The 24,666-nt window shown below is 71.9% G+C and carries 22 protein-coding genes; 19 read left to right on the top strand and 3 right to left on the bottom strand.

Annotated elements, in window-relative coordinates; translation table 11 throughout:
* Positions 1–3: 3 nt before the first annotated feature.
* The 7 genes from QSK26_RS17205 to QSK26_RS17175 all read left to right on the top strand — a co-directional run bounded on the left by QSK26_RS17205 (position 4) and on the right by QSK26_RS17175 (position 6,942).
* Positions 4–894, top strand: a complete 891-nt coding sequence (locus QSK26_RS17205; protein WP_285776151.1) for a hypothetical protein — start codon at positions 4–6, stop codon at positions 892–894.
* Between the two features lie 12 nt (positions 895–906).
* The gene (murJ, locus tag QSK26_RS17200; protein ID WP_285776150.1) at positions 907–2,589 is read left to right on the top strand and encodes a murein biosynthesis integral membrane protein MurJ; all 1,683 of its coding nucleotides are present in this window, start codon (positions 907–909) and stop codon (positions 2,587–2,589) included.
* Positions 2,582–3,709 (top strand): glycosyltransferase, encoded by a 1,128-nt coding sequence (locus tag QSK26_RS17195; protein ID WP_285776149.1) that lies wholly within the window; start codon positions 2,582–2,584, stop codon positions 3,707–3,709. The genes murJ and QSK26_RS17195 overlap by 8 nt, the downstream gene beginning before the upstream one ends.
* A 249-nt stretch (positions 3,710–3,958) precedes the next feature.
* Entirely contained in the window at positions 3,959–4,948 is a 990-nt protein-coding gene (locus tag QSK26_RS17190; protein WP_285776148.1) for a TerC family protein, read from the top strand.
* 118 nt (positions 4,949–5,066) lie between these two features.
* Entirely contained in the window at positions 5,067–5,714 is a 648-nt protein-coding gene (locus QSK26_RS17185) for a phosphatidylserine decarboxylase (protein WP_285776147.1), read from the top strand.
* Positions 5,701–6,546: a CDP-diacylglycerol--serine O-phosphatidyltransferase gene (gene pssA, locus QSK26_RS17180; protein ID WP_285776146.1), complete on the top strand. Its 846-nt coding sequence runs from the start codon at positions 5,701–5,703 to the stop codon at positions 6,544–6,546. Before QSK26_RS17185 ends, pssA begins: the two co-directional genes overlap by 14 nt.
* 108 nt (positions 6,547–6,654) lie before the next feature.
* Positions 6,655–6,942 (top strand): hypothetical protein, encoded by a 288-nt coding sequence (locus QSK26_RS17175; protein WP_285776145.1) that lies wholly within the window; start codon positions 6,655–6,657, stop codon positions 6,940–6,942.
* A 26-nt stretch (positions 6,943–6,968) separates the two neighbouring features.
* Here the strand turns inward: QSK26_RS17175 and QSK26_RS17170 are convergent, their stop codons facing one another.
* Positions 6,969–7,613 carry an MBL fold metallo-hydrolase gene (locus QSK26_RS17170; protein WP_285776144.1) on the bottom strand — a complete coding sequence of 215 codons (645 nt, stop codon included), beginning with the start codon at positions 7,611–7,613 and terminating at the stop codon, positions 6,969–6,971.
* Positions 7,614–8,078: 465 nt separating this feature from the next.
* Here QSK26_RS17170 and uvrA point away from each other — a divergent pair, with 465 nt between their 5' ends.
* The 12 genes from uvrA (at position 8,079) to QSK26_RS17110 (ending at position 21,407) form a co-directional block, all read left to right on the top strand.
* Positions 8,079–10,919: an excinuclease ABC subunit UvrA gene (uvrA, locus tag QSK26_RS17165; protein ID WP_285776143.1), complete on the top strand. Its 2,841-nt coding sequence runs from the start codon at positions 8,079–8,081 to the stop codon at positions 10,917–10,919.
* 293 nt (positions 10,920–11,212) lie between these two features.
* Positions 11,213–11,731 carry a Rieske (2Fe-2S) protein gene (locus QSK26_RS17160; protein ID WP_285776142.1) on the top strand — a complete coding sequence of 173 codons (519 nt, stop codon included), beginning with the start codon at positions 11,213–11,215 and terminating at the stop codon, positions 11,729–11,731.
* 308 nt (positions 11,732–12,039) lie between these two features.
* Complete coding sequence (locus tag QSK26_RS17155; RefSeq protein ID WP_285776141.1) at positions 12,040–12,492, top strand: Rieske (2Fe-2S) protein; 453 nt, start codon at positions 12,040–12,042, stop codon at positions 12,490–12,492.
* A gap of 49 nt (positions 12,493–12,541) precedes the next feature.
* Positions 12,542–14,479 (top strand): excinuclease ABC subunit UvrC, encoded by a 1,938-nt coding sequence (gene uvrC, locus QSK26_RS17150; protein ID WP_285776140.1) that lies wholly within the window; start codon positions 12,542–12,544, stop codon positions 14,477–14,479.
* Positions 14,476–15,351: an RNase adapter RapZ gene (rapZ, locus tag QSK26_RS17145; protein ID WP_285776139.1), complete on the top strand. Its 876-nt coding sequence runs from the start codon at positions 14,476–14,478 to the stop codon at positions 15,349–15,351. Before uvrC ends, rapZ begins: the two co-directional genes overlap by 4 nt.
* An 86-nt stretch (positions 15,352–15,437) precedes the next feature.
* Positions 15,438–16,355 (top strand): gluconeogenesis factor YvcK family protein, encoded by a 918-nt coding sequence (locus QSK26_RS17140; protein ID WP_285776138.1) that lies wholly within the window; start codon positions 15,438–15,440, stop codon positions 16,353–16,355.
* Between the two features lie 72 nt (positions 16,356–16,427).
* The gene (gene whiA / locus QSK26_RS17135; RefSeq protein WP_285776137.1) at positions 16,428–17,408 is read left to right on the top strand and encodes a DNA-binding protein WhiA; all 981 of its coding nucleotides are present in this window, start codon (positions 16,428–16,430) and stop codon (positions 17,406–17,408) included.
* A 233-nt stretch (positions 17,409–17,641) separates the two neighbouring features.
* Complete coding sequence (gene gap / locus QSK26_RS17130) at positions 17,642–18,646, top strand: type I glyceraldehyde-3-phosphate dehydrogenase (RefSeq protein ID WP_285776136.1); 1,005 nt, start codon at positions 17,642–17,644, stop codon at positions 18,644–18,646.
* Positions 18,646–19,833, top strand: coding sequence for a phosphoglycerate kinase (locus tag QSK26_RS17125; RefSeq protein ID WP_285776135.1), 1,188 nt, complete (start codon positions 18,646–18,648; stop codon positions 19,831–19,833). The genes gap and QSK26_RS17125 overlap by 1 nt, the downstream gene beginning before the upstream one ends.
* A gap of 5 nt (positions 19,834–19,838) precedes the next feature.
* The gene (gene tpiA, locus QSK26_RS17120) at positions 19,839–20,618 is read left to right on the top strand and encodes a triose-phosphate isomerase (RefSeq protein WP_285776134.1); all 780 of its coding nucleotides are present in this window, start codon (positions 19,839–19,841) and stop codon (positions 20,616–20,618) included.
* Positions 20,619–20,753: 135 nt separating this feature from the next.
* Positions 20,754–20,984 (top strand): preprotein translocase subunit SecG, encoded by a 231-nt coding sequence (gene secG / locus QSK26_RS17115; RefSeq protein WP_285776133.1) that lies wholly within the window; start codon positions 20,754–20,756, stop codon positions 20,982–20,984.
* A 75-nt stretch (positions 20,985–21,059) separates the two neighbouring features.
* Positions 21,060–21,407 (top strand): RNA polymerase-binding protein RbpA, encoded by a 348-nt coding sequence (locus QSK26_RS17110; protein ID WP_285776132.1) that lies wholly within the window; start codon positions 21,060–21,062, stop codon positions 21,405–21,407.
* 75 nt (positions 21,408–21,482) lie between these two features.
* Here QSK26_RS17110 and QSK26_RS17105 read toward each other — a convergent pair whose 3' ends face one another.
* Both QSK26_RS17105 and QSK26_RS17100 read right to left on the bottom strand, forming a co-directional pair.
* Complete coding sequence (locus QSK26_RS17105; protein WP_285776131.1) at positions 21,483–23,093, bottom strand: amidohydrolase; 1,611 nt, start codon at positions 23,091–23,093, stop codon at positions 21,483–21,485.
* Between the two features lie 6 nt (positions 23,094–23,099).
* Positions 23,100–24,503, bottom strand: coding sequence for an NAD(P)/FAD-dependent oxidoreductase (locus QSK26_RS17100; protein ID WP_285776130.1), 1,404 nt, complete (start codon positions 24,501–24,503; stop codon positions 23,100–23,102).
* Between the last annotated feature and the right edge of the window lie 163 nt (positions 24,504–24,666).

Below are 24,666 nucleotides of genomic sequence, written 5' to 3'. Positions count from 1 at the left end.
ACCATGGCCCGTGCCCCACTCGGCCCCATGGCGGCCGCGGCGATCGGAGCCGCGCTCGGCGCGGTGGCGGCACGCGCCGCCTACACCGCCTTCCGCCGCAGGCCGCCACTCGGCGACGAGAAGACCTGGACCCGCACCAACCACCGCGGCGAGCCGATCACGCTGCTGGAAGGCCCGGCGTTCGTCGCCGGCGCCGGCGCCGCGGCGGCGCTCGCTCCGGGCCTGCCGCCCGCCACCAGGGCCGCGGCTTTGATCGCCTGCGCCGGCGGCGGCGTCCTCGGCGGGTACGACGACCTGTACGGCGCGACCTCCTCCAAGGGCTTCAAGGGGCACCTGACCGCCCTGGCCAGGGGTGAGGTCACCAGCGGGGCGGTGAAGATCCTCGGCATCGGCGCCAGCGGTCTCGCCGCGGCCGCCCTGGTCTCGCGCGGCCCGGTCGACACCGTGGTCAACGGCGCGCTCGTCGCGGGCGCCGCCAACCTCGCCAACCTCTTCGACCTGCGCCCCGGGCGGGCGATCAAGGTGGGCCTGCTCACCGGCGGGCCGCTGCTCGCCGCCACGCTGGCCGCCCGCGGCCCGGCCGCCGTCCCCGCCGCGGCGCTGGCCGCCCTCCCGCTCGGCGCCGCCGCCGCGCTGCTGCCCGAAGACCTCCGAGAGCGCGCGATGCTCGGCGACGCGGGGGCCAACGCGCTCGGCGCCCTGCTCGGCCTGGCCGCGGCGACCTCGCTCGGCCGCCGCGGGCGGCTGACCGTCCTCGGCACGGTCGCCGCGCTCACCGCCGCCTCCGAGAAGATCAGCTTCACCAAGGTCATCGCGGGCAACCGGGTGCTCAACCAGATCGACATGCTGGGCCGCCGCCCGGCGCCGCCGCCCGCCGTACCGGCCGGGGCCTGAGCGAGCGGACACGTGATCAGGCGCCTCGGCCCGGGGATCGCGGGGGCGGCGGCGCTCATCGCGGTGATCACGATCGCCGCCCGGGTGACCGGCTTCGGCAAGCAGCTCGCACTGGCCCGTACGGTCGGCACCAACTGCCTGTCCACCGCCTACTTCACCGCCAACACGATCCCCAACCTGGTCTTCGAGGTCGTCGTGGGCGGCGCGCTGGCCGGGATGGTGGTGCCGGTGCTCGCCGGCGCCGCCGCCCGTTCCACGGCTCCGGACGGCGGGGAGGAGGCGGTCCGGGCCAGGGAACAGGTCGGGCTGATCACCTCCGCGCTGCTCACCTGGGTGGTGGTGATCCTGGTCCCGCTCGCGGTGCTGACCGCGCTGCTCGCCGGGCCGGTGATCGGGTTGTTCGCCGGCGGCGACATCGACGGCTGCGACACGGGGGCGGTGACCGCGGTCGCGACCAGGATGCTCGTCGTCTTCGCGCCGCAGATCCCGCTGTACGGGCTGGCCGTGGTGCTCTACGGGGTGCTCCAGGCGCACCGGCGGTTCGCCTCTCCCGCGCTCGCCCCGCTCGTGTCCAGCCTCGTCGTCATCGTCGCCTATCTGGCCTTCGTCCCGCTCAGCGGCGGCCACACCGGGGTGAGCGGCCTGCCCGCGCCCGCCGAGCTGGCCCTTTCGCTGGGGACGACGCTCGGCGTGGTGGCCCTCGTGGTGACCGTCCTCGGGCCGGCCGGCCGCCTCGGGCTGCGGCTGCGGCCCGCGTTCCGCTTCCCGGACGGCGTCGCCGGGCAGGTGCGTAGGCTGGCGGCGGCCGGGCTCGCCGCGCTGCTCGCCCAGCAGGCGGCGACGGCGCTGGTCGTCGTGCTGGCCAACCACCGGGTGGGCGGCGGCGCGCTCGCCGCCTACAACTTCGCCTGGGCGATCTACCAGGTCCCCTACGCGGTGCTCGCCGTACCCATCGCCACCAGCGTCTTCCCGGTGCTGTCGGCCCGGGCCGAGGACGGCGACACCGCCGCCTTCGCGAACGCCAGCGCCCGGACGAGCCGGGCCGTGGTGCTCGTCTCCGGTCTCGCCGCCGGGTTGCTCGCGGCGACCGCGCCGCCGGTGGCCGCGGTGTTCATCGAGGGCACGGCCAGCTCGATCGACCCCGCCACGCTCGCCCGGGCGATCGCGCTGTTCGCCCCCGGGCTGGTGGGTTACGGGCTGGTGGCCCACCTGAGCCGCGTGCTCTACGCGGCCGGGCGCGGCCGGGCCGCGGCGACCGGCACGGTGGCGGCCTGGGGCGCCGTGATGGCCGTCCAGACCGTGCTCGTGTTCACGCTGCCCGCTGGCTGGCAGATCGCCGGGCTGGCGCTGGGCAGCGCGGCCGGGATGACCGTCGGCGGGACGATGCTCGCGGTGTCGGTGGTCAGGGCGCGGGGCGCCGCCGCGCTGGGCGGCATCGGCAGGGCGACCGCCGCCGCCGTGCTGGGCGGCGTCGCCGGCTGGCTCGCCGGGGCGGGCGCGGTCGCCTGGCTGGACGTGCGCGGCGTGTGGCCCAACCTGCTCGCCGCCGTGCCCGCCGCCGTACTCGCGCTCGCAGTGGGCGGAATCGCCGCCGCCCTGGTGGACCGGCCGGATGCCGAAGCCATGCTGGCGCGCTTCGCGCCGGGAAGGAACCGCCGGACGGCCGGCAGGGACGAGGAGCGGATCGATGGGTGAACGCCGGGACGTGAAGCGGATCCTGCTCGTGCTGGGCACCAGCGCCGGAGGCGTCGGGCGGCATGTGCGCATGCTCGCGGAGGGCTTCGCGCAGCGTGGCCACCGGGTCGTCGTCGCCGGTCCGCCGAGCACGGAGGAGACGTTCCGCTTCTCCGCCGCCGGAGCCGTCTTCGCGCCCGTGGCCATCGCCGAGCGTCCCCGCCCGGCCAGCGACCTGCGGGCGGCGGCGACACTGCGGCGGCTCGCCCGCGGCGGCCAGGGGCCGCACGCCGTGCACGCGCACGGCCTGCGCGCCGGGGCGCTCGCCGGGCTGGCGCTGACCGGCACGGCGACTCCCCTCGTGGTCACCCTGCACAACGCGCTCACCGCGGGCGGCGCGACCGGCGCGGTGTACGGCGTGCTCGAAAGGATCGTCGCCGCGCGGGCCGCCCGGATCCTGGTCGTCTCGCCCGACCTGGGGGAGCGGATGACCGCCCTGCGCGCCCGGCACGTGGAACCGGCCGTGGTGCCCGCCCCGCCGCTCCGCCCGCCCGCCCGCCCGGTGGCCGAGGTACGCGCCGAACTCGGGGCGGAGCCGGGACGGCCGGTGCTGCTGACGATCGCCAGGCTGGCCCAGCAGAAGGGCCTGGAGATGCTGCTCGACGTGGCCGCGGGCCTCGCCGGTCCGGACGCGCCGCTGTTCGCCGTGGCGGGGGACGGCCCGCTGCGCGCCCGGCTGCAGGACAGGATCGACGCCGAGGGACTGCCCGTGCGGCTGCTCGGCGACCGGGGAGACGTGCCCGACCTGCTCGCCGCGGCCCGGCTCCTGGTCGCGCCGAGCAGGTGGGAGGGGCAGCCGCTCAACGTGCAGGAGGCGCTGCGGGCCGGCCGCCCGGTGATCGCGACGGCGGTCGGCGGCGTCCCCGCCATGGTCGGCGACGCCGGGCTGCTGGTGCCGTACGGCGACGCGGCCGGGATGCGGGCGGCGATCGGCCGCGTCCTCGGCGACCCGGAACTGGCCGGGAACCTGGAACGAGCGGCCACCCGGCGCGGGAGCGAACTGCCCGGCGAGGAGGAGGCCGTGACGGCCGCGCTCGCCGCCTATCCGGTCGCCGCGACGCCCGGCGATGACCGACCGTAACCGAAGGACGGGGCAGGCTGTCCGATCTATCCCCGTCCAGGTCAGGCTTTACCTTCTTGGCCGGAGGAATGATTAGGCATGACCTAAACGTTCACCTATACTGACCTGATTAGGGGGGGAGTATCCCTTCGCGACAGTCTCGTCATCACGGTGCCGCCTCGTTCTGTGAGGCCCCCGGGGCTGCCGGTCCGCTTTTCCTGGGCGGGAGAGACCTCCGGCCGTCTGTCGTTGCGCCGGAGGTATGAGGACGTGGACGTTTCCCTGTGGGCCTGGGGCGCCGTGATCGGCGGCCTGCTCCTTGTGCTGGCCTTCGACCTGTGGATCGTCGACCGCGGCGAACCCCGCGAGTTCTCCATGAGGCAGGCCGGCTTCTGGGTGGGCTTCTACGTCACCCTGGCCGTGCTCTTCGGCATCGGCGTCTGGCTGGTGCAGGACGGGCACCACGCCGGGCAGTTCTTCGCCGGTTACCTGACCGAGTACAGCCTGAGCGTCGACAACCTCTTCGTCTTCTACATCATCATGAGCCGCTTCGCGGTGCCGAGGATGTACCAGCACAAGGTGCTCCTCGTCGGCATCCTGATCGCGCTGGTCATGCGCGGCGTCTTCATCGCGGTCGGCGCGGCGGCGCTGGCGAGTTTCGGCTGGCTGTTCTACGTCTTCGGCGCCTTCCTCCTCTACACGGCCGTCAACATCGTCCGCCAGCACGGCCAGGAGGACGACATGGAGGAGAACGCGCTGCTGCGCTGGGCGCGCAGGGCGCTGCCGACCACGCCCGACTACGTCGGCTCCAAGATCTTCGTCAGGATCGACGGCAGGCGCCTGGTCACCCCGATGCTGATCGTGATGATCGCCATCGGCACCACCGACCTGCTCTTCGCCCTCGACTCCATCCCCGCCATCTTCGGCCTCACGCAGGACGCCTTCATCGTCTTCACCGCCAACGCCTTCGCTCTCATGGGCCTGCGGCAGCTGTACTTCCTGCTCGGCGGCCTGCTCCAGCGGCTCGTCTACATCAGCTACGGTTTGGCGTTCATTCTCGGTTTCATCGGGGTTAAGCTGATTCTCGAGGCTTTGCACTCCAGCGGCTTCTCGTGGGCTCCCGAGGTCCCGATCCCGGTGTCGCTGGGCGTCATCATCATCACCATGATCGTGACCACGGTGGCCAGCCTCGCGAAGTCCCGGCGTGACGCGCGTAAGGCGGTGGCGGAGCCGTCGCCTGCGAGCACCGGCCAGAGCTAGCGAAACGGCCATTGAGTCGTTCTGTTCTCTCGAAGGGCCAACCAAACGTTGTGGGATCGGTAACATCTGCCACCAAGGCGGCAAATACATAGCCGGAAGTCATCACAAAAGGTTCTCCGTGTCCCACGATTCAGCAAGGTTCAACACCGGCCGCACGCGGTTGGCCCGCGGCGTATCGCCGTGGCTGGCGCCGACCGCGGCGGCCGCCGCGGTGACCTCGCTCCTCGCCACGCGAGATCGGCGCTGGGCGATCGCAGCCGGTCCGCTGGCCGCGCTCACCGGTGGCATGCTCTGGTTCTTCCGCGACCCCGAGCGCGTCCCCGGGCCGGGAAGGGTCCTCTCACCCGCCGACGGCGTGGTGCAGAGCATCGATCCGTGGCCGGACGGCCGAACACGGGTGGCGATCTTCATGAGCCCCCTCGACGTGCACGTGAACCGGGCGCCCCTCGCCGGCACCGTCACGTCGGTGGAGCATGTGCCAGGTGGTTTCCGTCCCGCGTTCAACAAGGACAGCGACCAGAACGAGCGGGTGGTGTGGCACTTCGAGACCGCCCTCGGCGACATCGAGCTGGTGCAGATCGCCGGCGCCGTGGCGCGCCGGATCGTGCCCTACCTGGCGAAGGGCGCCCGCGTGGCCCGCGCCGACCGGATCGGCCTGATCCGGCTGGGCTCCCGGGTGGACGTCTACCTGCCCGAGGGCGTCGCCCCTGCGGTGACCGTCGGCCAGAAGACCGTGGCGGGGGTGACCGGCCTTGACCACGGCTGACGCCGAATGGCCCCTCAAACAACTGGACGAGGTCGACGACGAGCCGAAAGGCCCGGTGGGCAAGGCGTTCCGGCTCTCCGCGGCCGACTCGCTCTCCCTGGGCAACGCGCTGTGCGGGTTCCTCGCCGTGTGCGTGCTCACCTGGTCGGCCATCAGCCAGCTCCAGGCGTCGGGCGGCAGGTTCTCCCCTGATCCGCGGTATTTCGCCACCGCCGTGGTGCTGCTGCTGATCGGCGCGACCTGTGACCTCTTCGACGGCCTGGTGGCACGCCGCTTCCGCGCCTCGGCGATGGGGGCCGAGCTGGACAACCTGGCCGACGTGATCAGCTTCGGCTTCGCCCCCGCCTTCATGGTGGTGGTCTGGGCGGGCTTCTCACCCGGGGTCCCGCTGTGGCTGGTGCTCGGCGCCGCGGGCTCGGTCCTGGTCGCCGGCGTCGTACGGCTGGCCCGCTTCGCCTGCGTCAAGACCAAGAGCGGCGACTTCATGGGCCTGCCGATCCCGATGGGCGCCATGACCGTGGTCTCGGTCGTACTGCTGTTCCAGCCGTCCTTCGTCGCGTTGGCGGCGATCTTCGCGGTGGCCTGGCTGATGGTGAGCCGGATCGAGTACCCCAAGCCCAAGGGGCAGCTCGCCGCGGTCGTGCTCGGCTGGATCATGCTCAACGTGGCCTGCCTGACGGTGTGGGCGGCCTGGCCTGAGGGCGGCGACACGCTGATCAAGGTCGGCGCCAGCATGCAGATCGCCCTGGTGACCGCGATCCCGCTGCGGGTGGTCATGTTCAAGCGCTCCCAGCGCAAGGAGCAGCGCCGCGAGCACCGGCCGGTCGGCTGAGACGAGAGCGACGGCAGACGGCACCGCCCCCCGGCGGTGCCGTTCCCGTTTCCGCGGCGGAACGCGGCCGTGTGTCCCCCCGGCGACGCCATGCGTTCTAATGGGCCTATGGCAGCAGCGCCACGGGAGCACACCCGCACCTACTTCCTCGGCAGGCTCGCCCAGGAGCTGGAGCTGCGAGGCATGTCGGTCTCGCTGCGTCCGGACCCGCCCTCGCTCAAGGTCAGCGACCCCGACGCCGCCCTGCTCACCGAGACCGTGGACTGCGCGTGCGTGTCCGGGGGGTGGTTCTTCCGCTGGTCGTGGGGCGACGTGGTGGAGCGGGCCGAGGACCCGTCGGCCGCGGCCGACCGCATCATGCGGCTCTTCGCCGCCCCGCCCGGCCGCCGGGCCTGACCCCTTCGGGCCTCACCTTCCGAATTTTACCAGCCGCGTGCCTCCCACTCGGGCAGCGCCGGCCGCTCCGCGCCGAGCGTCGTGTCCTTGCCGTGACCGGGGTAGACCCAGGCCGAGTCGGGCAGCCGGTCGAAGATCCGCTCCTTCACGTCGCCGAAGAGCTGGGTGAACCGCGCCGCGTCGCCCTGGGTGTTGCCCACCCCGCCGGGGAACAGCGAGTCGCCGGTGAAGACGTGGCCGTCCTGGTAGAGCAGGGCGATCGAGCCGGGCGTGTGGCCACGCAGGTGGACGACCTCCAGGGTCACCACGCCCACCGTCACCCGGTCGCCGTGCTCGACCTCCAGGCCCACCGGCACCGGCAGCTCCGGCCCGTCGAGCGGGTGGGCCACCACCGTCGCGCCGGTCGTCCCGGCCACCTCCGCCAGCGCCATCCAGTGGTCCTGGTGCCGGTGGGTGGTCACGATCTTGCTGATCGGCCGGTCGCCCATCAGGCCGAGCAGCCGGTCGGCCTCGGCGGCGGCGTCGATCAGGAGGCCGTCGCCCGTCTCGGTGCACCGCAGGAGGTAGGCGTTGTTCCCGAAGTCGCCCACCTCCAGCTTGCTGATGGTCAGGCCGGGCAGCTCCCGGACGTCGGCGGGACCGCCCTTGGTGACGTCGCCGGTATAGGTCACGGATACTCCTTCGGAGGTGTGGCGGGCAGGTACGGCGGCGCCGGCATGTCGAGCCACGGCGGCGGCTCGGCCGCGCCCTCAGGGATCACTTTAGGACCCGCCCGCGCCGACCGGCCGGTCACCCGGGCCCGGCACCTCGCCCCGCGGGCCGTGCGCCGCGGGATCGGCGAGCCGCTCGGCGGCCGGCCGTACGGCTCCCGCGTACACCTGCCGGCGCGCGGTGCCCGGAACCCGGTCCGGCGCAGGTCATCGGGTCTCCCGTCCGTCCCATCCGGGCGCCGTCGGGCATAACCCCGATGGCCTGCGTTGTTGGTCCTGTTGACATGTGTGGCAGGCGAAGCGACGGCGGTGCCCGTAGTCTGGAAGCACGTGGGGACCCGGTCGCCGCGTTTTTGTCACACCCCCCGGCTACTCTGCCCGTGCAGCAGGTATTGACCAACTAGACCTTGGGACATCGGGACCACCGTGGCTGACCGCCTCATCGTGCGTGGCGCACGTGAACACAACCTCAAAGACGTCTCGCTGGACCTTCCGCGAGACTCTTTGATCGTCTTTACCGGCCTGTCCGGCTCAGGCAAGTCGAGCCTGGCCTTCGACACGATCTTCGCCGAGGGCCAGCGGCGCTATGTCGAGTCGCTCTCGGCCTACGCGCGGCAGTTCCTGGGCCAGATGGACAAGCCCGACGTCGACTTCATCGAGGGGCTTTCCCCCGCGGTCTCCATCGACCAGAAGTCCACGAGCCGCAACCCGCGTTCGACCGTGGGCACCATCACCGAGGTCTACGACTACCTCCGGTTGCTCTGGGCGCGCATCGGCAAGCCGCACTGCCCGCAGTGCGCGCGGCCCATCGCCAGGCAGACCCCGCAGCAGATCGTCGACCGGGTCATGGAGCTGCCCGAGGGCACCCGCTTCCAGGTGCTCGCCCCCGTGGTCCGCGGTCGCAAGGGCGAGTATTCCGAGCTCTTCGGCCAGCTCCAGGGGAAGGGCTTCGCCCGTGCCCGGGTGGACGGCACCGTCGTGCGGTTGGAGGAGCCGCCCACGCTGAAGAAGTACGAGAAGCACGACATCGAGGTGATCGTCGACCGGCTCGCGGTGAAGGAGTCCGCCGCCCGGCGGCTCACCGACTCCGTCGAGACGGCGCTCCAGCTCTCCGGCGGCACGATCACCCTGGAGTTCGTCGACCTCCCGGAGGACGACCCGGGCCGGGAGCGGTTCTACTCCGAGCATCTCTACTGCCCCTACGACGACCTGTCGTTCGAGGAGCTGGAGCCGCGGTCGTTCTCGTTCAACTCGCCGTTCGGCGCCTGTCCCGACTGCACGGGGCTCGGCACCCGGATGGAGGTCGACCCCGAGCTCGTGGTGCCCGACCCCGAGAAGACGCTCGGCGACGGCGCGCTCACCCCGTGGACCAACGGCCACACCAGCGACTACTTCATCCGGCTCATCGAGGCCCTCGGCCACACCATGGGCTTCAACCTGGACACCCCGTGGGAGCGCCTGACCAAGAAGGCGCAGAAGGCGCTGCTCAACGGCCACGACGAGCAGGTGCACGTCCGTTACGCCAACCGTTTCGGCAGGCAGCGCTCCTACTACACCACCTTCGAAGGCGTGGTCCCGTGGGTGCAGCGGCGGCACGCCGAGGCCGAGAGCGACGCCACCCGGGAGCGGTTCGAGGGCTACATGCGGGAGATCCCGTGCCCGGCGTGCAAGGGGGCGAGGCTCAAGCCGGTCTCGCTCGCGGTGACCGTGGCCGAGCGGTCGATCGCCGACGTGTCGGGGATGTCGATCGGCGAGTGCGCCAAGTTCCTGTCCGCCCTGAAGCTGTCCGACCGTGACATGCAGATCGCCGAGCGGGTGGTCAAGGAGATCAACGCCCGCCTGGGCTTCCTGCTCGACGTCGGTCTCGACTACCTCACGATGGACCGCGCGGCCGGCACGCTGGCCGGCGGCGAGGCGCAGCGCATCCGGCTGGCCACGCAGATCGGCTCCGGCCTGGTCGGCGTGCTCTACGTGCTCGACGAGCCGTCCATCGGCCTGCACCAGCGGGACAACCAGCGCCTGCTGGAGACCCTCATCCGGCTGCGCGACATGGGCAACACGCTCATCGTGGTGGAGCACGACGAGGACACCATCGCCGCCGCCGACTGGGTGGTGGACATCGGTCCCGGCGCGGGCGAGCACGGCGGCCAGGTCGTCGTCTCCGGCACCGTGGAGGAGCTGCTCGCCAGCGAGCAGTCGCTCACCGGCGCCTACCTGTCGGGGCGCAGGTCGATCAGCCTGCCGCCGGCCAGGCGCAAGCGCGACAAGAAGCGCCAGCTCGTCGTCAAGGGCGCCCGCGAGCACAACCTCAAGGGCGTCGACGTGGAGTTCCCGCTCGGCGTGTTCACCGCGGTGACCGGCGTCTCGGGTTCGGGCAAGTCCACCCTGGTCAACGACATCCTCTACAGCGCGCTGGCCAAGGAGCTCAACGGCGCGCGCACCGTGCCGGGCCGGCACTCCCGGATCAACGGCATGGACCTCGTGGACAAGGTCGTGCACGTCGACCAGTCGCCGATCGGCCGCACCCCGCGCTCCAACCCGGCGACCTACACCGGCGTCTTCGACCACGTCCGCAAGCTCTTCGCGGCCACCACCGAGGCGAAGGTCCGCGGTTACCAGCCCGGCCGGTTCAGCTTCAACGTCAAGGGCGGCCGCTGCGAGGCGTGCGCCGGCGACGGCACCATCAAGATCGAGATGAACTTCCTGCCCGACGTCTACGTGCCCTGCGAGGTCTGCCAGGGCGCCCGGTACAACCGGGAGACGCTGGAGGTCCACTACAAGGGCAAGACGATCTCCGAGGTCCTCGACATGCCGATCGAGGAGGGGCTGGAGTTCTTCGACGCCATCCCGGCGATCAAGCGGCACCTCAAGACGCTCAACGACGTGGGCCTGGGCTACGTCCGGCTCGGCCAGCCCGCCACCACGCTCTCCGGCGGCGAGGCCCAGCGGGTGAAGCTCGCCTCCGAGCTCCAGCGCCGGTCCACCGGCCGCACGATCTACGTGCTCGACGAGCCCACCACCGGCCTGCACTTCGAGGACATCCGCCGGCTGCTCGGCGTCCTCGGCCGGCTCGTCGACGGCGGCAACACCGTCATCGTCATCGAGCACAACCTCGACGTCATCAAGACCGCCGACTGGATCATCGACATGGGCCCCGAGGGCGGCTCGCGGGGCGGCGGCGTCATCGCCACCGGCACCCCGGAAGAGGTCGCCCTGGTGGAGCAGAGCCACACCGCCCGGTTCCTGCGCAAGATCCTCGGCTCCTGACCCGCCGCACCGGCCCGGCCCCCGATCGGGGACCGGGCCGTGCCGTCAATACGCTGGTGACGGCCCGACCGCAGGCCCGCCGGAGGACCCGCCGGCCGCGCCTGCGGCCCGCGCCCCGGGTGACGCCCCCCATCCTCGCCCTGGCGTATAGATGAAAGTTCAAAATTTTCCCGCCGACTGTACGGCACGCTGAACCCGCGCCTCGCCGGAACCGTACGTATGGGAAAGAAAGAACCCTTGGAGGGGTGAACGTATGTATGTGATGTCCGGCCTGTGTTCCCCGGGAGGCCGTGGTGAGTGAGCAGCACACCGCCGATCGGGAGGAGCGGCCCGTGGCGGCCGGCCAGGCTCTGCCGGCGGACACGTCCCGGCGCGCCGTCATGCTCGGCGCGGGCGGCGTGGGACTGGTGGCCGTGCTGGCCGCCTGCGGTTCCGGCGGCACCGACACGGCGGCGCCCGCGTCCTCCGCGCCGGCGCCCGCCTCGTCGGCCGCGCCTGAGCAGTCCGCGGCCGGTGGCGGCGACTCCGCCGGGTTCGCCAAGACGGCGGACATCCCCGAGGGCGGCGGCAAGATCTTCGCCGACCAGAAGCTCGTGGTGACCCAGCCCGCCGCGGGGCAGTTCAAGGCGTTCAGCAGCACCTGCACGCACCAGGGCTGCACGGTGGGCGACGTCTCCGGCGGCACGATCAACTGCCCCTGCCACGGCAGCAAGTTCAGCATCACGGACGGCTCGGTCAAGGGCGGCCCCGCCCCCAGGCCGCTCCCCGAGACGCAGATCAAGGTCGACGGCGACGCCATCTCCCTCGCCTGATCGCCCGGCCACCACGGGGCCCTCGCATCATGCGAGGGCCCCGGTGGCGTCTTCGGGGACCGGCGGGTGGAGAGCGGCGGGTGGAGAGCGATCGGTGGAGACCGGCGGGCGGGGACCGGCTGGGGAGCGCCGGCGGAGGGGGACCGGCGGGTTGGGGCGCCGCCGAGGACTCCTGGTGAGAAGCCGCCCGGTCGGTCCCGCTCGGCGGAGCCCGCCCGTTCGGTGTCCACCGGCCGCGGACCTCGGCTTTCGTGCGGCGGGGGAGGCGTCTCATATCTTTCTCAGTTCGATGCGGTTGGGTGGGCCGCATGAGACAGAACGACAGGACGACACGGCGGGCCGTCATCGCGGGCGTCGGGACGGGCGGGCTGCTGACGGTGCTCGCGGCGTGCGGCGCCTCCGGGGACACCACCGCCACCGAACAGGGCGCCGACGCGTCCGCGGCGCCCTCCTCCGGCGGAGCGCCCTCCGCGGGCGGCGCGCTCACCTCCACCGCCGACATCCCGGTGGGCGGCGGGAAGGTCTTCCCCGACCGCAAGGTCGTCGTGGTCCAGCCTGAAGAGGGCACGTTCAAGGGCTACACCGCGGTCTGCACGCACCAGGGCTGCACCGTGCAGGACGTGCGGGACGGCTCCATCGTCTGCCCCTGTCACATGAGCACCTTCAGCGTGACCGACGGCTCGGTGCAGAAGGGCCCGGCCACCCAGCCGCTCGCCGAGGTGCCGATCACGGTCTCCGGGGACCGGATCACGCTCGCCTGAGCCCCTCGGAGGGCCGGGGTCTGTCGGTCGGGACGGATAGGCTTTGGGTGTGAGATCGGCAGGCAGTCCCCTCAGTTTCCGGCCGGCGCCGGGGTCGATTCCCGAGTCGCCCGGCGTCTACCGCTTCACCGACGCCGGCGGCCGGGTCATCTACGTGGGGAAGGCCAAAAGCCTCAGGCAGCGGCTCAACTCCTACTTCGCCGACTTCGCCTCCCTGCATCCGCGCACGCAGACCATGCTCACCACGGCCGCCGACGTCAACTGGACCGTGGTGAGCACCGAGGTCGAGGCGCTCCAGCTCGAATACTCGTGGATCAAGGAGTTCGACCCGCGGTTCAACGTCAAATACCGCGACGACAAGTCCTACCCCTACCTCGCGGTCACCATGGACGAGCGGTTCCCCCGGGTCCAGGTGCTGCGCGGCGCCCGGCGCAGGGGCACCCGCTACTTCGGGCCCTACTCGCACGCCTGGGCCATCAGGGAGACCGTCGACCTGCTGTTGCGGGTGTTCCCGGTGCGCACCTGCTCGGCGGGGGTGTTCCGGCGGGCCGGGCAGATCGGCCGTCCCTGCCTGCTGGGTTACATCGACAAGTGCTCGGCGCCGTGCGTGAGCCGGGTCACCGAGCAGGAGCACCGCGAGCTCGCCGCCGACTTCTGCGACTTCATGGCCGGCAACACCTCCCGGTTCATCAGGCGGCTGGAGCGCGAGATGCGCGAGGCCGCGGCCGAGGAGGAGTTCGAGCGCGCCGCCCGGCTGCGTGACGACGTCCAGGCCCTCCAGCGGGCGCTGGAGAAGCAGGCGGTCGTGCTCGGCGAGGGCACCGACTGCGACGTGATCGCCCTCGCTGAGGACGCCCTGGAGGCCGCCGTCCAGGTGTTCTACGTGCGCGGCGGCCGGATCAGGGGCCAGCGGGGCTGGGTGGTCGACAAGGTCGAGGAGCCCACCCCCGGCGACCTGGTGGAGCAGTTCCTGCTCCAGATGTACGGCGACGCCGCCCCCGAGGCGCTGCCCAGGGAGGTCCTGGTGCCGGCCGTGCCGCCGGAGGCCGAGGCGGTCGCCGAGCTGCTGAGCGAGCACCGCGGGGCCAGGGTCGAGCTGCGGGTGCCCCAGCGGGGGGACAAGAAGGCGCTGATGGAGACCGTCGAGCGCAACGCCAAGGAGTCGCTCGCCCAGCACAAGCTGCGCAGGGCCGGCGACCTCACCACCCGCAGCAAGGCGCTCCAGGAGATCGCCGACGCCCTGGAGCTCGACCAGGCCCCGCTGCGCATCGAGTGCTACGACGTCTCCCACATGATGGGCGACGACGTGGTGGCCTCGATGGTGGTCTTCGAGGACGGCCTGGCCCGCAAGGGCGAATACCGCAGGTTCTCCATCAGAGGGCTGTCCGGCCAGGGCGACGTGGCCTCCATCCATGAGGTGATCTCCCGGCGGTTCAGGCGCTACCTGGAGGAGCGCAGCGCGACGGGCGAGCTGGGCGCGGAGCCGGGCGGCGAGCCGGGGGCCGAGCCGATCGACCCCGAGACCGGCCGGCCGCGCAAGTTCGCCTATCCGCCCAACCTGCTCGTGGTGGACGGCGGGCCGGCGCAGGCCGCCGCCGCCCAGCGCGCGCTCGACGAGCTGGGCATCGACGACGTGGCGGTGTGCGGGCTGGCCAAGCGGCTGGAGGAGGTGTGGGTTCCCGGTGACGACCAGCCGGTGATCCTTCCTCGGTCAAGCGAAGGCCTTTATCTCCTCCAGCGGGTGCGTGACGAGGCTCACAGGTTCGCCATCACCTACCATCGAAGCAAGCGCTCCAAAAGCGCGAAGGAAAGCGCTCTGGACGCCGTTCCAGGACTGGGCCCGGCCCGCAGGCAGGCACTGCTGCGGCACTTCGGGTCGGTCAAGCGGCTGCGCGAGGCGGGCACGGCCGAGATCTGCGAGGTTCCCGGCTTCGGCCCCGCGCTGGCCGAGGTGATCGTGTCAGCGCTGAAGGGGGAGGACTCGTGACCGCGACAGGCGCGGAGCCGGCGTTCGTCATCGTCACCGGCATGTCCGGTGCGGGGCGGAGCACGGCCGCGAAGGCGTTGGAGGACCTGGGCTGGTTCGTGATCGACAACCTGCCGCCCGGGCTGTTGTTCTCACTCGCCGAGGAGGCCGGGCGGGTCAAGCTGGCCGCCGACAAGGTGGCGGCGGTGGTCGACGTGCGCAGCCTGGCGTTCACCACCGACCTCAACGCGGCGATCGAGGAGCTGGAGGGGCGCGGCGTCGCGGTCCGCGTGGCGTTCCTGGAGGCCAGCGACGAGGAGCTGGTGCGCCGCTTCGAGAACGTGCGGCGTCCCCACCCCCTGCAGGGGGAGGGCCGGCTGGTCGACGGCATCGCTCGGGAGCGGGGGATCCTGCGCGAGGTCAGGGCCAACGCCGACCTGGTGATCGACACGTCCTCGCTCAACGTGCACGAGCTGCGCAGCAAGATCGTCGCCTTCTTCGGCGGCGAGGACCGGCCGGGGCTGCGGGTCAACGTGGTCTCCTTCGGTTACAAGTACGGCCTGCCGGTCGACGCCGATCTGGTCGTCGACTGCCGCTTCCTGCCCAACCCGCACTGGGTCCCCGAGCTGCGCCCGATGAACGGCCTGGACGCGCCGGTCCGTGACTACGTGCTCAGCCAGGCGGGCGCGAAAGAGTTCCTCGACGCCTACGATGAGGTGCTTGACGTCGTCGCGGCGGGCTATGCCCGGGAGGGCAAGAGCTACGTGACGCTGGCCGTGGGTTGCACCGGCGGCAAGCATCGCAGCGTCGCCGTCGCGGAGCAGATCGGCGCCCGCCTGCGGGACCGCTCGATGGAGGTTCAGGTGAGTCATCGGGATGTGGGCAGGGAGTGAGGGAGCCTGGTGCGGTGTCAGGAGATGCCGAATCAGCGCGAGAAGTGAAGGAGCCTGGCGAGTCACCGGGTGGTGACGGTCCCAGCGTGGTCGCCCTCGGCGGCGGCCACGGCCTCTACGCCTCGCTGTCGGCGTTGCGCCGGGTGGCCTCCGAGCTGACGGCGGTGGTCACCGTCGCCGACGACGGAGGGTCCAGCGGGCGGCTGCGGCGGGAGCTGGGCGTGCTGCCGCCGGGCGACCTGCGGATGGCGCTGGCCGCGCTGTGCGGCGACGACGACTGGGGCCGCACCTGGAGCAAGGTCGTGCAGCACCGCTTCCGCAGCGAGGGCGACCTGCACGGGCACGCCGTCGGCAACCTGCTGATCGTGGCCCTGTGGGAGCTGCTCGACGACCCCGTGGCCGCGCTCGACTGGGTGGGCCGGCTGCTCGGCGCGCACGGCAGGGTGCTGCCCATGGCGTCGGTGCCGCTCGACATCGTGGCCGAGGTCGAGCTCGACGGCGCGGTCACCACCGTGCGCGGCCAGGTGGCCTGCGCGCTCACCCCGGGCAGGGTCCGGGCGATCTCGCTGGTGCCGCCCGACCCGCCGGCCTCCCCCCAGGCCATCTCGGCGGTGCTCGACGCCGACTGGGTCGTGTTCGGCCCCGGGTCATGGTTCACCAGCGTGCTGCCGCACCTGAAGGTGCCGCAGCTCGCCGAGGCGTTGCACGCCACCAGGGCCAAACGGCTGGTGGCGCTCAATCTCGCGCCGCAGCCGGGCGAGACCGACGGCTTCTCCCCCCAGAAGCATCTCGAGGTCCTCCGGCAGCACGCGCCCGCCCTCGACATCGACGTCGTGCTCGCCGACAGCGGCGTGGTCGACGACAGAGAGGAACTCGAGAAGGTCACGATCGGCATGGGCGGCCGGCTGGTCACGGCCGGTGTGGCCACCGCCGGAGACCCGGCGAGGCACGATGCACGACGTCTTGCCTCGGTCCTTGACGAGATTTTCCGTGAGAAGCGTTGATCCTGGTCAGCGTGCTCGGCGAGTACGAGAGACTGCTGTGAGCCAGGTCTGAATGGGGGAGGACTTACGCACATGGCGATGACGGGTGTGGTGAAGGACGAGCTGAGCAGGCTTTCGGTCCTGAAGCCTTGCTGCCGCAAAGCGGAGGTGTCGACGCTGCTGCGGTTCGCGAGCGGGCTGCACCTGGTGGGCGGGCGCATCGTGATCGAGGCCGAGCTGGACACCAACGTCACGGCCAGACGGTTGATCAGGGACATCGGCGAGGTGTTCGGCCACAAGGCCGAGGTGCTGGTCCTCGCCCCGGCCGGGTTGCGCAAGGGGTCGCGCTACGTCGTGCGGGTGTACCGCGACGGGGAGGCGCTCGCCCGGCAGACCGGGCTGATCGACAACCACGGGCGTCCGGTGCGCGGCCTGCCCCGGCAGGTGGTCGCGGGGGCGACCTGCGACGCCGAGGCCGCCTGGCGGGGGGCGTTCCTCGCGCACGGGTCGCTGACCGAGCCCGGCAGGTCCATGTCGCTGGAGGTGACCTGCCCGGGGCCGGAGGCGGCGCTGGCGCTGGTCGGCTCCGCCCGCCGGCTGAAGATCCACGCCAAGGCGCGCGAGGTGCGCGGGGTGGACCGGGTGGTGGTCCGCGACGGCGACGCGATCAGCGCGCTGCTGACCCGGCTCGGCGCCCATGACAGCGTGCTGGCCTGGGAGGAGCGGCGGATGCGCCGCGAGGTCCGCGCGACCGCCAACCGGCTGGCCAACTTCGACGACGCCAACCTGCGGCGCTCCGCCCGGGCCGCCGTCGCGGCCGGCGCGCGCGTCCAGCGGGCCCTGGAGATCCTCGGCGAGGAGGCCCCGGACCATCTCGTGGTGGCCGGGCGGCTGCGCGTGGAGCACAAGCAGGCGTCCCTGGAGGAGCTGGGCCAGCTCGCCGACCCGCCGCTGACGAAGGACGCGATCGCCGGGCGGATCCGCCGCCTGCTGGCGATGGCCGACAAGCGGGCGGGCGATCTCGGCATCCCGAACACCGAGGCCAACCTGACCATGGACATGCTCGCTCCCTAGCGTCGCCGGGCGCGACGCTCTGACCAGGGGCTGAGCGTGTCGCAGGAGGGCCTGCCGAGACCGGGGTCGCACTTTGATTGAATGGACCGGCAGGCGCGTGAGTGCTGCCTGGCCTGGAGCGGACCCGCGTGTGGTCTACACCAATTTCGTTCGGATAGTGTTTCTGTTTAGGTTCCAGCCCGCCCCTGGCGTCGGCCCGGCCGGCGCACTCGACGTACGAGGAGATCGGTGCCGTGAGCATCCGCGTAGGCGTCAACGGCTTCGGCCGCATCGGCCGCAACTTCTGGCGTGCCGTAGCGGCCGGCGGTAAAGACATCGAGATCGTCGCGGTCAACGACCTGACCGACACCGCGACCCTTGCCCACCTGCTGAAGTACGACAGCATCCTGGGACGCCTGCCCTACGAGGTGAAGGCCACGGCGGACGAGATCAGCGTGGACGGCACGGCCATCAAGGTCTTCGCCGAGCGTGATCCCGCCAAGCTGCCCTGGGGTGACCTGGGCGTCGACGTCGTGGTGGAGTCGACCGGTTTCTTCACCGACGCGACCAAGGCCAAGGCGCACGCCGACAACGGCGCCAAGAAGGTCATCATCTCGGCGCCGGCCAAGAACGAGGACATCACGATCGTGATGGGCGTCAACCACGACAAGTACGACGCCGCCGGCCACACGATCATCTCCAACGCGTCCTGCACCACCAACTGCCTGGCCCCCATGGCCAAGGTCATCAACGACACCTTCGGTATCGAGAAGGGTCTGATGACCACGATCCACGCCTACACCCAGGACCAGAACCTGCAGGACGGCCCGCACAAGGACCTGCGCCGCGCCCGCGCCGCCGCGCTGAACATCGTGCCGACCTCCACCGGCGCCGCCAAGGCCATCGGCCTGGTGCTGCCCGAGCTGAAGGGCCGGCTCGACGGCTTCGCGCTGCGGGTGCCGATCCCCACCGGCTCGGCGACCGACCTGACCGTCGAGGTGGGCCGCGAGACCAGCGTCGAAGAGGTCAACGCCGCGCTCAAGGCCGCCGCCGAGGGCCCGCTCAAGGGCGTGCTCAGCTACACCGAGGACCAGATCGTGTCCTCCGACATCGTGACCGACCCGGCTTCCTGCATCTTCGACTCCGGCCTCACCAAGGTCATCGGCAACCAGGTGAAGGTCATCGGCTGGTACGACAACGAGTGGGGCTACTCCAACCGCCTCGCCGACCTCGTCGAGCTGGTGGGCGCGGACCTCTGATGCGAGGAGTGAGCACACTCGACGTGAAGGGCCGGCGCGTGCTCCTGCGCGCCGACCTCAACGTCCCCCTCGACGGGGAGACGATCACCGACGACGGGCGTATCCGCGCTTCGGTGCCGACGATCCAGGAGCTCACCGGGCGGGGCGCGCGCGTGGTCGTGTGCGCCCACCTGGGCCGCCCCAAGGGCAAGCCGGACGCGAAGTACTCGCTGCGTCCCGTGGCCACGCGGCTCGCCGAGCTGCTCGGCGCGGACGTGGCCTTCGCCTCCGACGTGGTGGGCGACTCGGCCGCGCAGGCGGTCGAGGGTCTCGCCGACGGCCAGGTCGCGCTGCTGGAGAACCTGCGCTTCGAGCCGGGCGAGGAGTCCAAGGACGACGCCGAGCGCGCCGCGTTCGCGGAGCGGCTCGCCGCGCTGGCCGCGCTCTACGTGGGCGACGGGTTCGGCGCCGTGCACCGCAGGCACGCCAGCGTCTACGACGTGCCCAGGCTGCTGCCGCACGCGGCGGGCGGCCTGGTGCTGGCCGAGGTCGGCGTGCTGAGGAAGCTCACCGACGACCCGGCCCGGCCGTACGTCGTGGTGCTCGGCGGAGCCAAGGTCTCCGACAAGCTCGGCGTGATCGCCAACCTGCTGTCCAAGGTGGACCGCCTGCTCATCGGCGGCGGCATGGCCTACACCTTCCTCGCGGCCCAGGGGCACGAGGTGGGCGGGTCGCTGCTGCAGGAGGACCAGCTCGACAAGGTGCGCGGCTTCCTCGACGAGGCGGCCGAGCGCGGCGTGGACCTCGTGCTGCCGGTGGACGTGCTGGCCGCGACCGGGTTCGCGCCGGACGCGGAGCACGAGGCGGTCGACGCCACCGCGATCCCGGCCGACCGGCAGGGCCTCGACATCGGGCCCAAGACCAGGGAGCTGTTCGCGGGCAAGCTGGCCGACGCCCGCACGGTGTTCTGGAACGGCCCGATGGGCGTGTTCGAGTTCGACGCCTTCGCCGGGGGCACCCGGGCGGTGGCCGAGGCGCTGATCGGCTCCGAGGCGTTCACCGTCGTCGGCGGCGGCGACTCCGCGGCCGCGGTGCGCCGGCTCGGCCTGCCCGAGGACGGGTTCTCGCACATCTCCACCGGCGGCGGCGCCAGCCTGGAGTACCTCGAAGGCAAGACGTTGCCCGGACTCGCCGCGCTGGAGGACTGACCACGATGCCCCGCAAGCCGCTCATGGCCGGCAACTGGAAGATGAACCTCAACCACCTCGAGGCCATCAACACCGTCCAGAAGCTGGCGTTCTCCCTCGTCGACAAGGACTTCAACGCGGTCGAGGTGGCCGTGTTGCCTCCGTTCACCTCGCTGCGCAGCGTGCAGACGCTGGTGGACGGCGACAAACTGCGCATCGTGTACGGCGCGCAGGATCTCTCCCGGCACGACGGCGGCGCCTACACCGGTGAGGTGTCCGGGGCGATGCTGGCCAAGCTGGGCTGTACCTTCGTCGTGGTCGGGCACTCCGAGCGGCGTCAGTACCACGCGGAGGACGACCAGGTCGTCAACGCCAAGGTGCTGGCCGCCTACCGGCACTCGATCACGCCGATCCTGTGCGTGGGCGAGGGGCTGCCGGTCCGCCAGGCCGGCGGACAGGTGGCGCACGCCCTCTCCCAGCTCGACGGCGCGCTGCGCGAGGTCACCGCCGAGCAGGCGGCGTCCATCGTGGTCGCCTACGAGCCGGTGTGGGCCATCGGCACCGGCGAGGTCGCGACTCCGGCCGACGCCCAGGAGGTGTGCGGCGCGTTGCGGGCACGACTCGCCGAGCTTTATGACGGTGATGTCGCCGCCGCGGTCCGTATCCTCTATGGAGGTTCGGTGAAGCCGGACAACATCGCCGGGATCATGGCTCAACCGGATGTGGACGGCGCACTCGTCGGCGGCGCCAGTCTCGACCCCGGAGACTTCGTCAAGATCTGCCGTTTCGGTGAAATGTCTGGCTAACTGGGCCGTTCGGAGGGTGCGACTTGACAGCAGGTCGTACCCTCTTAGAGCAAGTTCGAATCGTCACGCCGACGATGTCGTGCATTGGGTCGCGCTCCCAACCGCGGGTAAGCGCATATAAGGAACAGGTCTACGGTGACTATCGGAATCTCCATCGCCCTCATCCTGTCGAGCTCGCTGATGGTGCTGCTCGTCCTGCTTCACAAGGGCAAAGGTGGCGGCCTTTCTGACATGTTCGGTGGCGGTTTCTCGTCGTCGTTCGGTGGGTCTTCTGTGGTCGAGCGCAACCTCGACCGGCTCACCATCATCACAGGCGTGATCTGGTTCATCTGCATCGTCGCGCTGGGCCTGCTCCTGCGGCCTTGATCGTCTATCGGCGAAACCGCGTGACAGTGATTCTCCCCCCGCCATCCGCGGGGCGATCGAGCGAGGAGTTCATCCGTGGGTAGTGGCAACGCGATCCGTGGCAGCCGAGTCGGCGCCGGCCCGATGGGGGAGGCCGAGCGCGGCGAGGCAGCTCCACGTGTCCGGGTCCCGTTCTGGTGCGCCAACATGCATGAGACGCGCCCCAGTTTCGCCAGTGACGCGGCCGTCCCCGAGCTGTGGGACTGCCCGCGGTGCGGCCTGCCGGCCGGACAGGACGAGGCCAATCCCCCGGCCCCGCCGAAGAACGAGCCCTACAAGACGCACCTGGCCTACGTGAAGGAGCGCCGCAGCGACAAGGACGGCGCCGCCATCCTCGCGGAGGCCCTGGAGCGGCTGCGCACCTCCTCGCGACCCATTTACTGAGCCCGGCGTGGAGCGAGGCCCCTCGGTGCGGACCGAGGGGCCTTTCTCTGTGCCGGGAAAGGCCCGGCCGGAGGGTCAGCCGCCGTGCACGCAGTCGCCGTCGAGGAAGGTCATCGCCACCCGGGTCCGCCACAGGTCGGCCGGGTCGACGGCGAACGGGTCGCGGTCCAGGACGACCAGGTCGGCCGGGCGGCCCGGCTCGATGCTCCCGGCGGGGGAGCGGTTGATCCACGCCGACCCGGCCGTGTAGGCGGTGAGCACGGTGGCCAGGTCGATCGCCTGGCCGGGCAGGAACGGCGTCTGGGCCGTGGGGTAGGTCGCGTGCACCGAGCCGCCGGGTTCGGTGCGGTTGACCGCCACGTGCATCGCCTGGAGCGGGTCGGCGGTGGACACCGGCCAGTCGCTGCCCGCGCACAGCCGGGTGCCGTGCCGTACCAGGTCGGCGAAGGGGTACTGCCAGGCGGAGCGCTCCTCGCCGAGGAAGGGCAGGGTCAGCTCGTCCATCTGGGCGTGGTGGGTGGCCCACAGGGGCTGGAGGTTGGCCGTCACGCCCTGCGCGGCGAACCTGGGCAGGTCGGACGGCTCGATGATCTGCAGGTGGGCGACGTGGTGCCGGTTGGCCGGATCGGTGCCCCGCAGGGCGTCCAGCGCCTCGCGTACGGCACGCTCGCCGATCGCGTGGAAGTGCACCTGGAAGCCGTTCGCGTCCAGCTCGGCGACGTATTCGATGAGTTTGGCCGGGTCCACGTAGGACAGGCCGGTGCCGCCGCAGCGGCAGTAGGGCTCCAGCACGGCGGCGGTGAAGTTCTCGGTGATGCCGTCCTGCATGATCTTCACGGAGGTGGCGCGGAACCGGTCCAGGCCCGCCGTCGCGGCGCGCCGTTCCACCAGGCCGGGGATCTGCTCGGCGCCGCGCGTCCTGTCCCACCACAGCGCGCCGGTGACGCGCGCCCGCAGCCGCCCTGAGGCGGCGGCGGAGACGTAGACGGGGAACTGGTCGTCCGACCCGGCGTAGGAGCCCACGATGGCGTCCTGCCAGCCGGTGATGCCCAGGGAGAACAGGTGACTCTGCGCGTCCATCAGGGCCGCGTGCATGTCGGCCTCGGTGGGCCGGGGGGTGAGCAGGCCCACGAGGTCCATCGCGCCCTCGTGCAGCACGCCGCTCGGCGAGCCGTCCGGGTCGCGCTCGATCCTGCCGTCCGGCGGGTCGGGGGTGTGCCGGGTGATCCCGGCGGCCTCCAGGGCACGGCTGTTGACCCAGGCCGCGTGGTGGTCGCGCTGGATGAGGTAGGCGGGCCGGTCCAGGAAGTCGAGCTGCGAGCGGTGGGGCAGCCCGCCGGGGAAGGCGGACATGTCCCAGCCGCCGCCGTCGATCCACTCCTTGCCGGGGTGGGCCGCGGCGTAGACGCGGATCCGCTCCACGTACTCGGGCAGCCCGTAGACCTCCGACAGGTCGCATCTGGCCCGTTCCATGCCCGCCTGGACGGGGTGCAGGTGCGCGTCGGTGAACGACGGGGTCAGCAGGCGCCCGTCCAGGTCGACGGTTTCGTGGCGGGGGCCGGCCTGGCCCGCGACTTCGGCCTCCGTGCCGCAGGCGGCGATCAGCCCGTCGCGGACGAGCACGGCCTCCGCGGTGGAGCCGGTGGCGGTGAAGACGGGTCCGCCGCGGAAAACGAGTTCGGTCATGGCTACCTATCTACCGGTGATGGCGTCGCCGACGCGAGCCAGGGTCGAGGTACGGGCGCGCCCGCGCCGCTCCCGGGCGTCGGCCATCCGGTAGAGGCCGTACATCGCGTGCACGCCCAGCCAGCGCAGCGGCTCGGGCTCCCAGCCGCGCGAACGGTGCCCCACCCAGGGCAGCGCCGTCAGCTCGGTCTCCTCGTCCAGGATGAGGTCCCTGAGCGTACGGCCGGCCAGGTTGGCGGTGGCGACGCCGTGCCCGGTGTAGCCGCCTGCCCAGGCCAGGCCGCGGGCGCGGTCCAGGTGCACGCCGGCGCACCAGTCGCGGGGGACGCCGAGCACGCCGGACCACGCGTGCGCCACCCTGGCCCCGGCCACGGCGGGGAACATGCCGGTCAGCAGCCGCCACAGGGCCTCGACGGTCCGCTCGGGGGTGCGTCCCCGGTCGTCCACCCGCGAGCCGTACCGGTAGGGGCTGCCGCGCCCGCCGAAGGCGATGCGGTCGTCGGCGGTGCGCTGGGCGTACATGTAGTAGTGCGCCATGTCGCCGAGCAGTTCGTGCCCGTCCCAGCCGATCGCCGCCCACACGGCGGGGTTCAGCGGCTCGGTGACGATCAGGGAGCTGTTCATCGGGAGCCAGGTGCGCCGGTGGCCCGCCAGGCCGGGGGTGAAGCCCTCGGTGGCGCGGACGACGTGCCGGGCGCGGACCGTTCCCCGCGGGGTGACGGCCCTGCCAGGGGCGATGCGGGTGACCGGCGTCTCCTCCAGGACGGTCACGCCCAGGTCGCGTACGGCACGCAGTAGGCCGCGGACCAGCCTGGCCGGCTGGATCCGCGCGCAGTGCGGGCTCCACAGCGCGCTCACCGCGCCCGCGACCCGCAGCCTGGCCTCGCGCTCGTCCGCCGGCAGCAGGCGCAGGTCCTCCTCGGTGCCGCCGAGGGCGCGTTCGTGCGCGAGGAGTTCGCGCAGCCGCCGGTCCTGCGCCCGGTTGGTGGCCACGGTCAGCACGCCGCCCTTGACGATGTCGGCGTCGATGCCCTCGGCCGCCGCGACCGCGACGACCTCGTCGACGGTCCGGTGCATCTCGCGCCGCAACCGGGCGACGGCGGCGTCCCCGCGGTCCCGGGCGTAGCGGCGGGGGAGGCCGGCCAGCTCCGAGGTGAGCCAGCCGCCGTTGCGGCCGGAGGCGCCGAAGCCGGCGAACTCCCGTTCCAGCACGACGACCCGCAGGCCGGGCCGGGCCTTCTTGAGGTAGTAGGCGGTCCACAGGCCGGTGTAGCCGGCGCCGACGATCGCCACGTCGGCGTCCAGGTCGCCGTCGAGCCGCTCGCCGGGCACGGGCGGCCCGGCGGAGCGGTACCAGAAGGAGACGTCCCCGTTGACGAAGTCGCCGGTCAGCGGAACGGTGCCGTTCATATCCGCCCATCCTCCTCTGCCCCTGTCCTTGTCCCTGTCCCGGGTCCGCAAGGTGCCTTCGGTGGCACGGTGAAGTCCGGCCATGCCTAGTGAATCAGGATGAAACGGCGGGCTCATCGTTACGTAGCAGTTGTGTAACAGTTCTCCGCCACTCTTTCGGGTG

The organism is Microtetraspora sp. NBRC 13810 (assembly GCF_030268685.1).
Taxonomy (GTDB): domain Bacteria; phylum Actinomycetota; class Actinomycetes; order Streptosporangiales; family Streptosporangiaceae; genus BSRQ01.
Note: the sequence above shows the minus strand (reverse complement) of the source record. Positions and strands in the feature narration are given on the sequence as shown.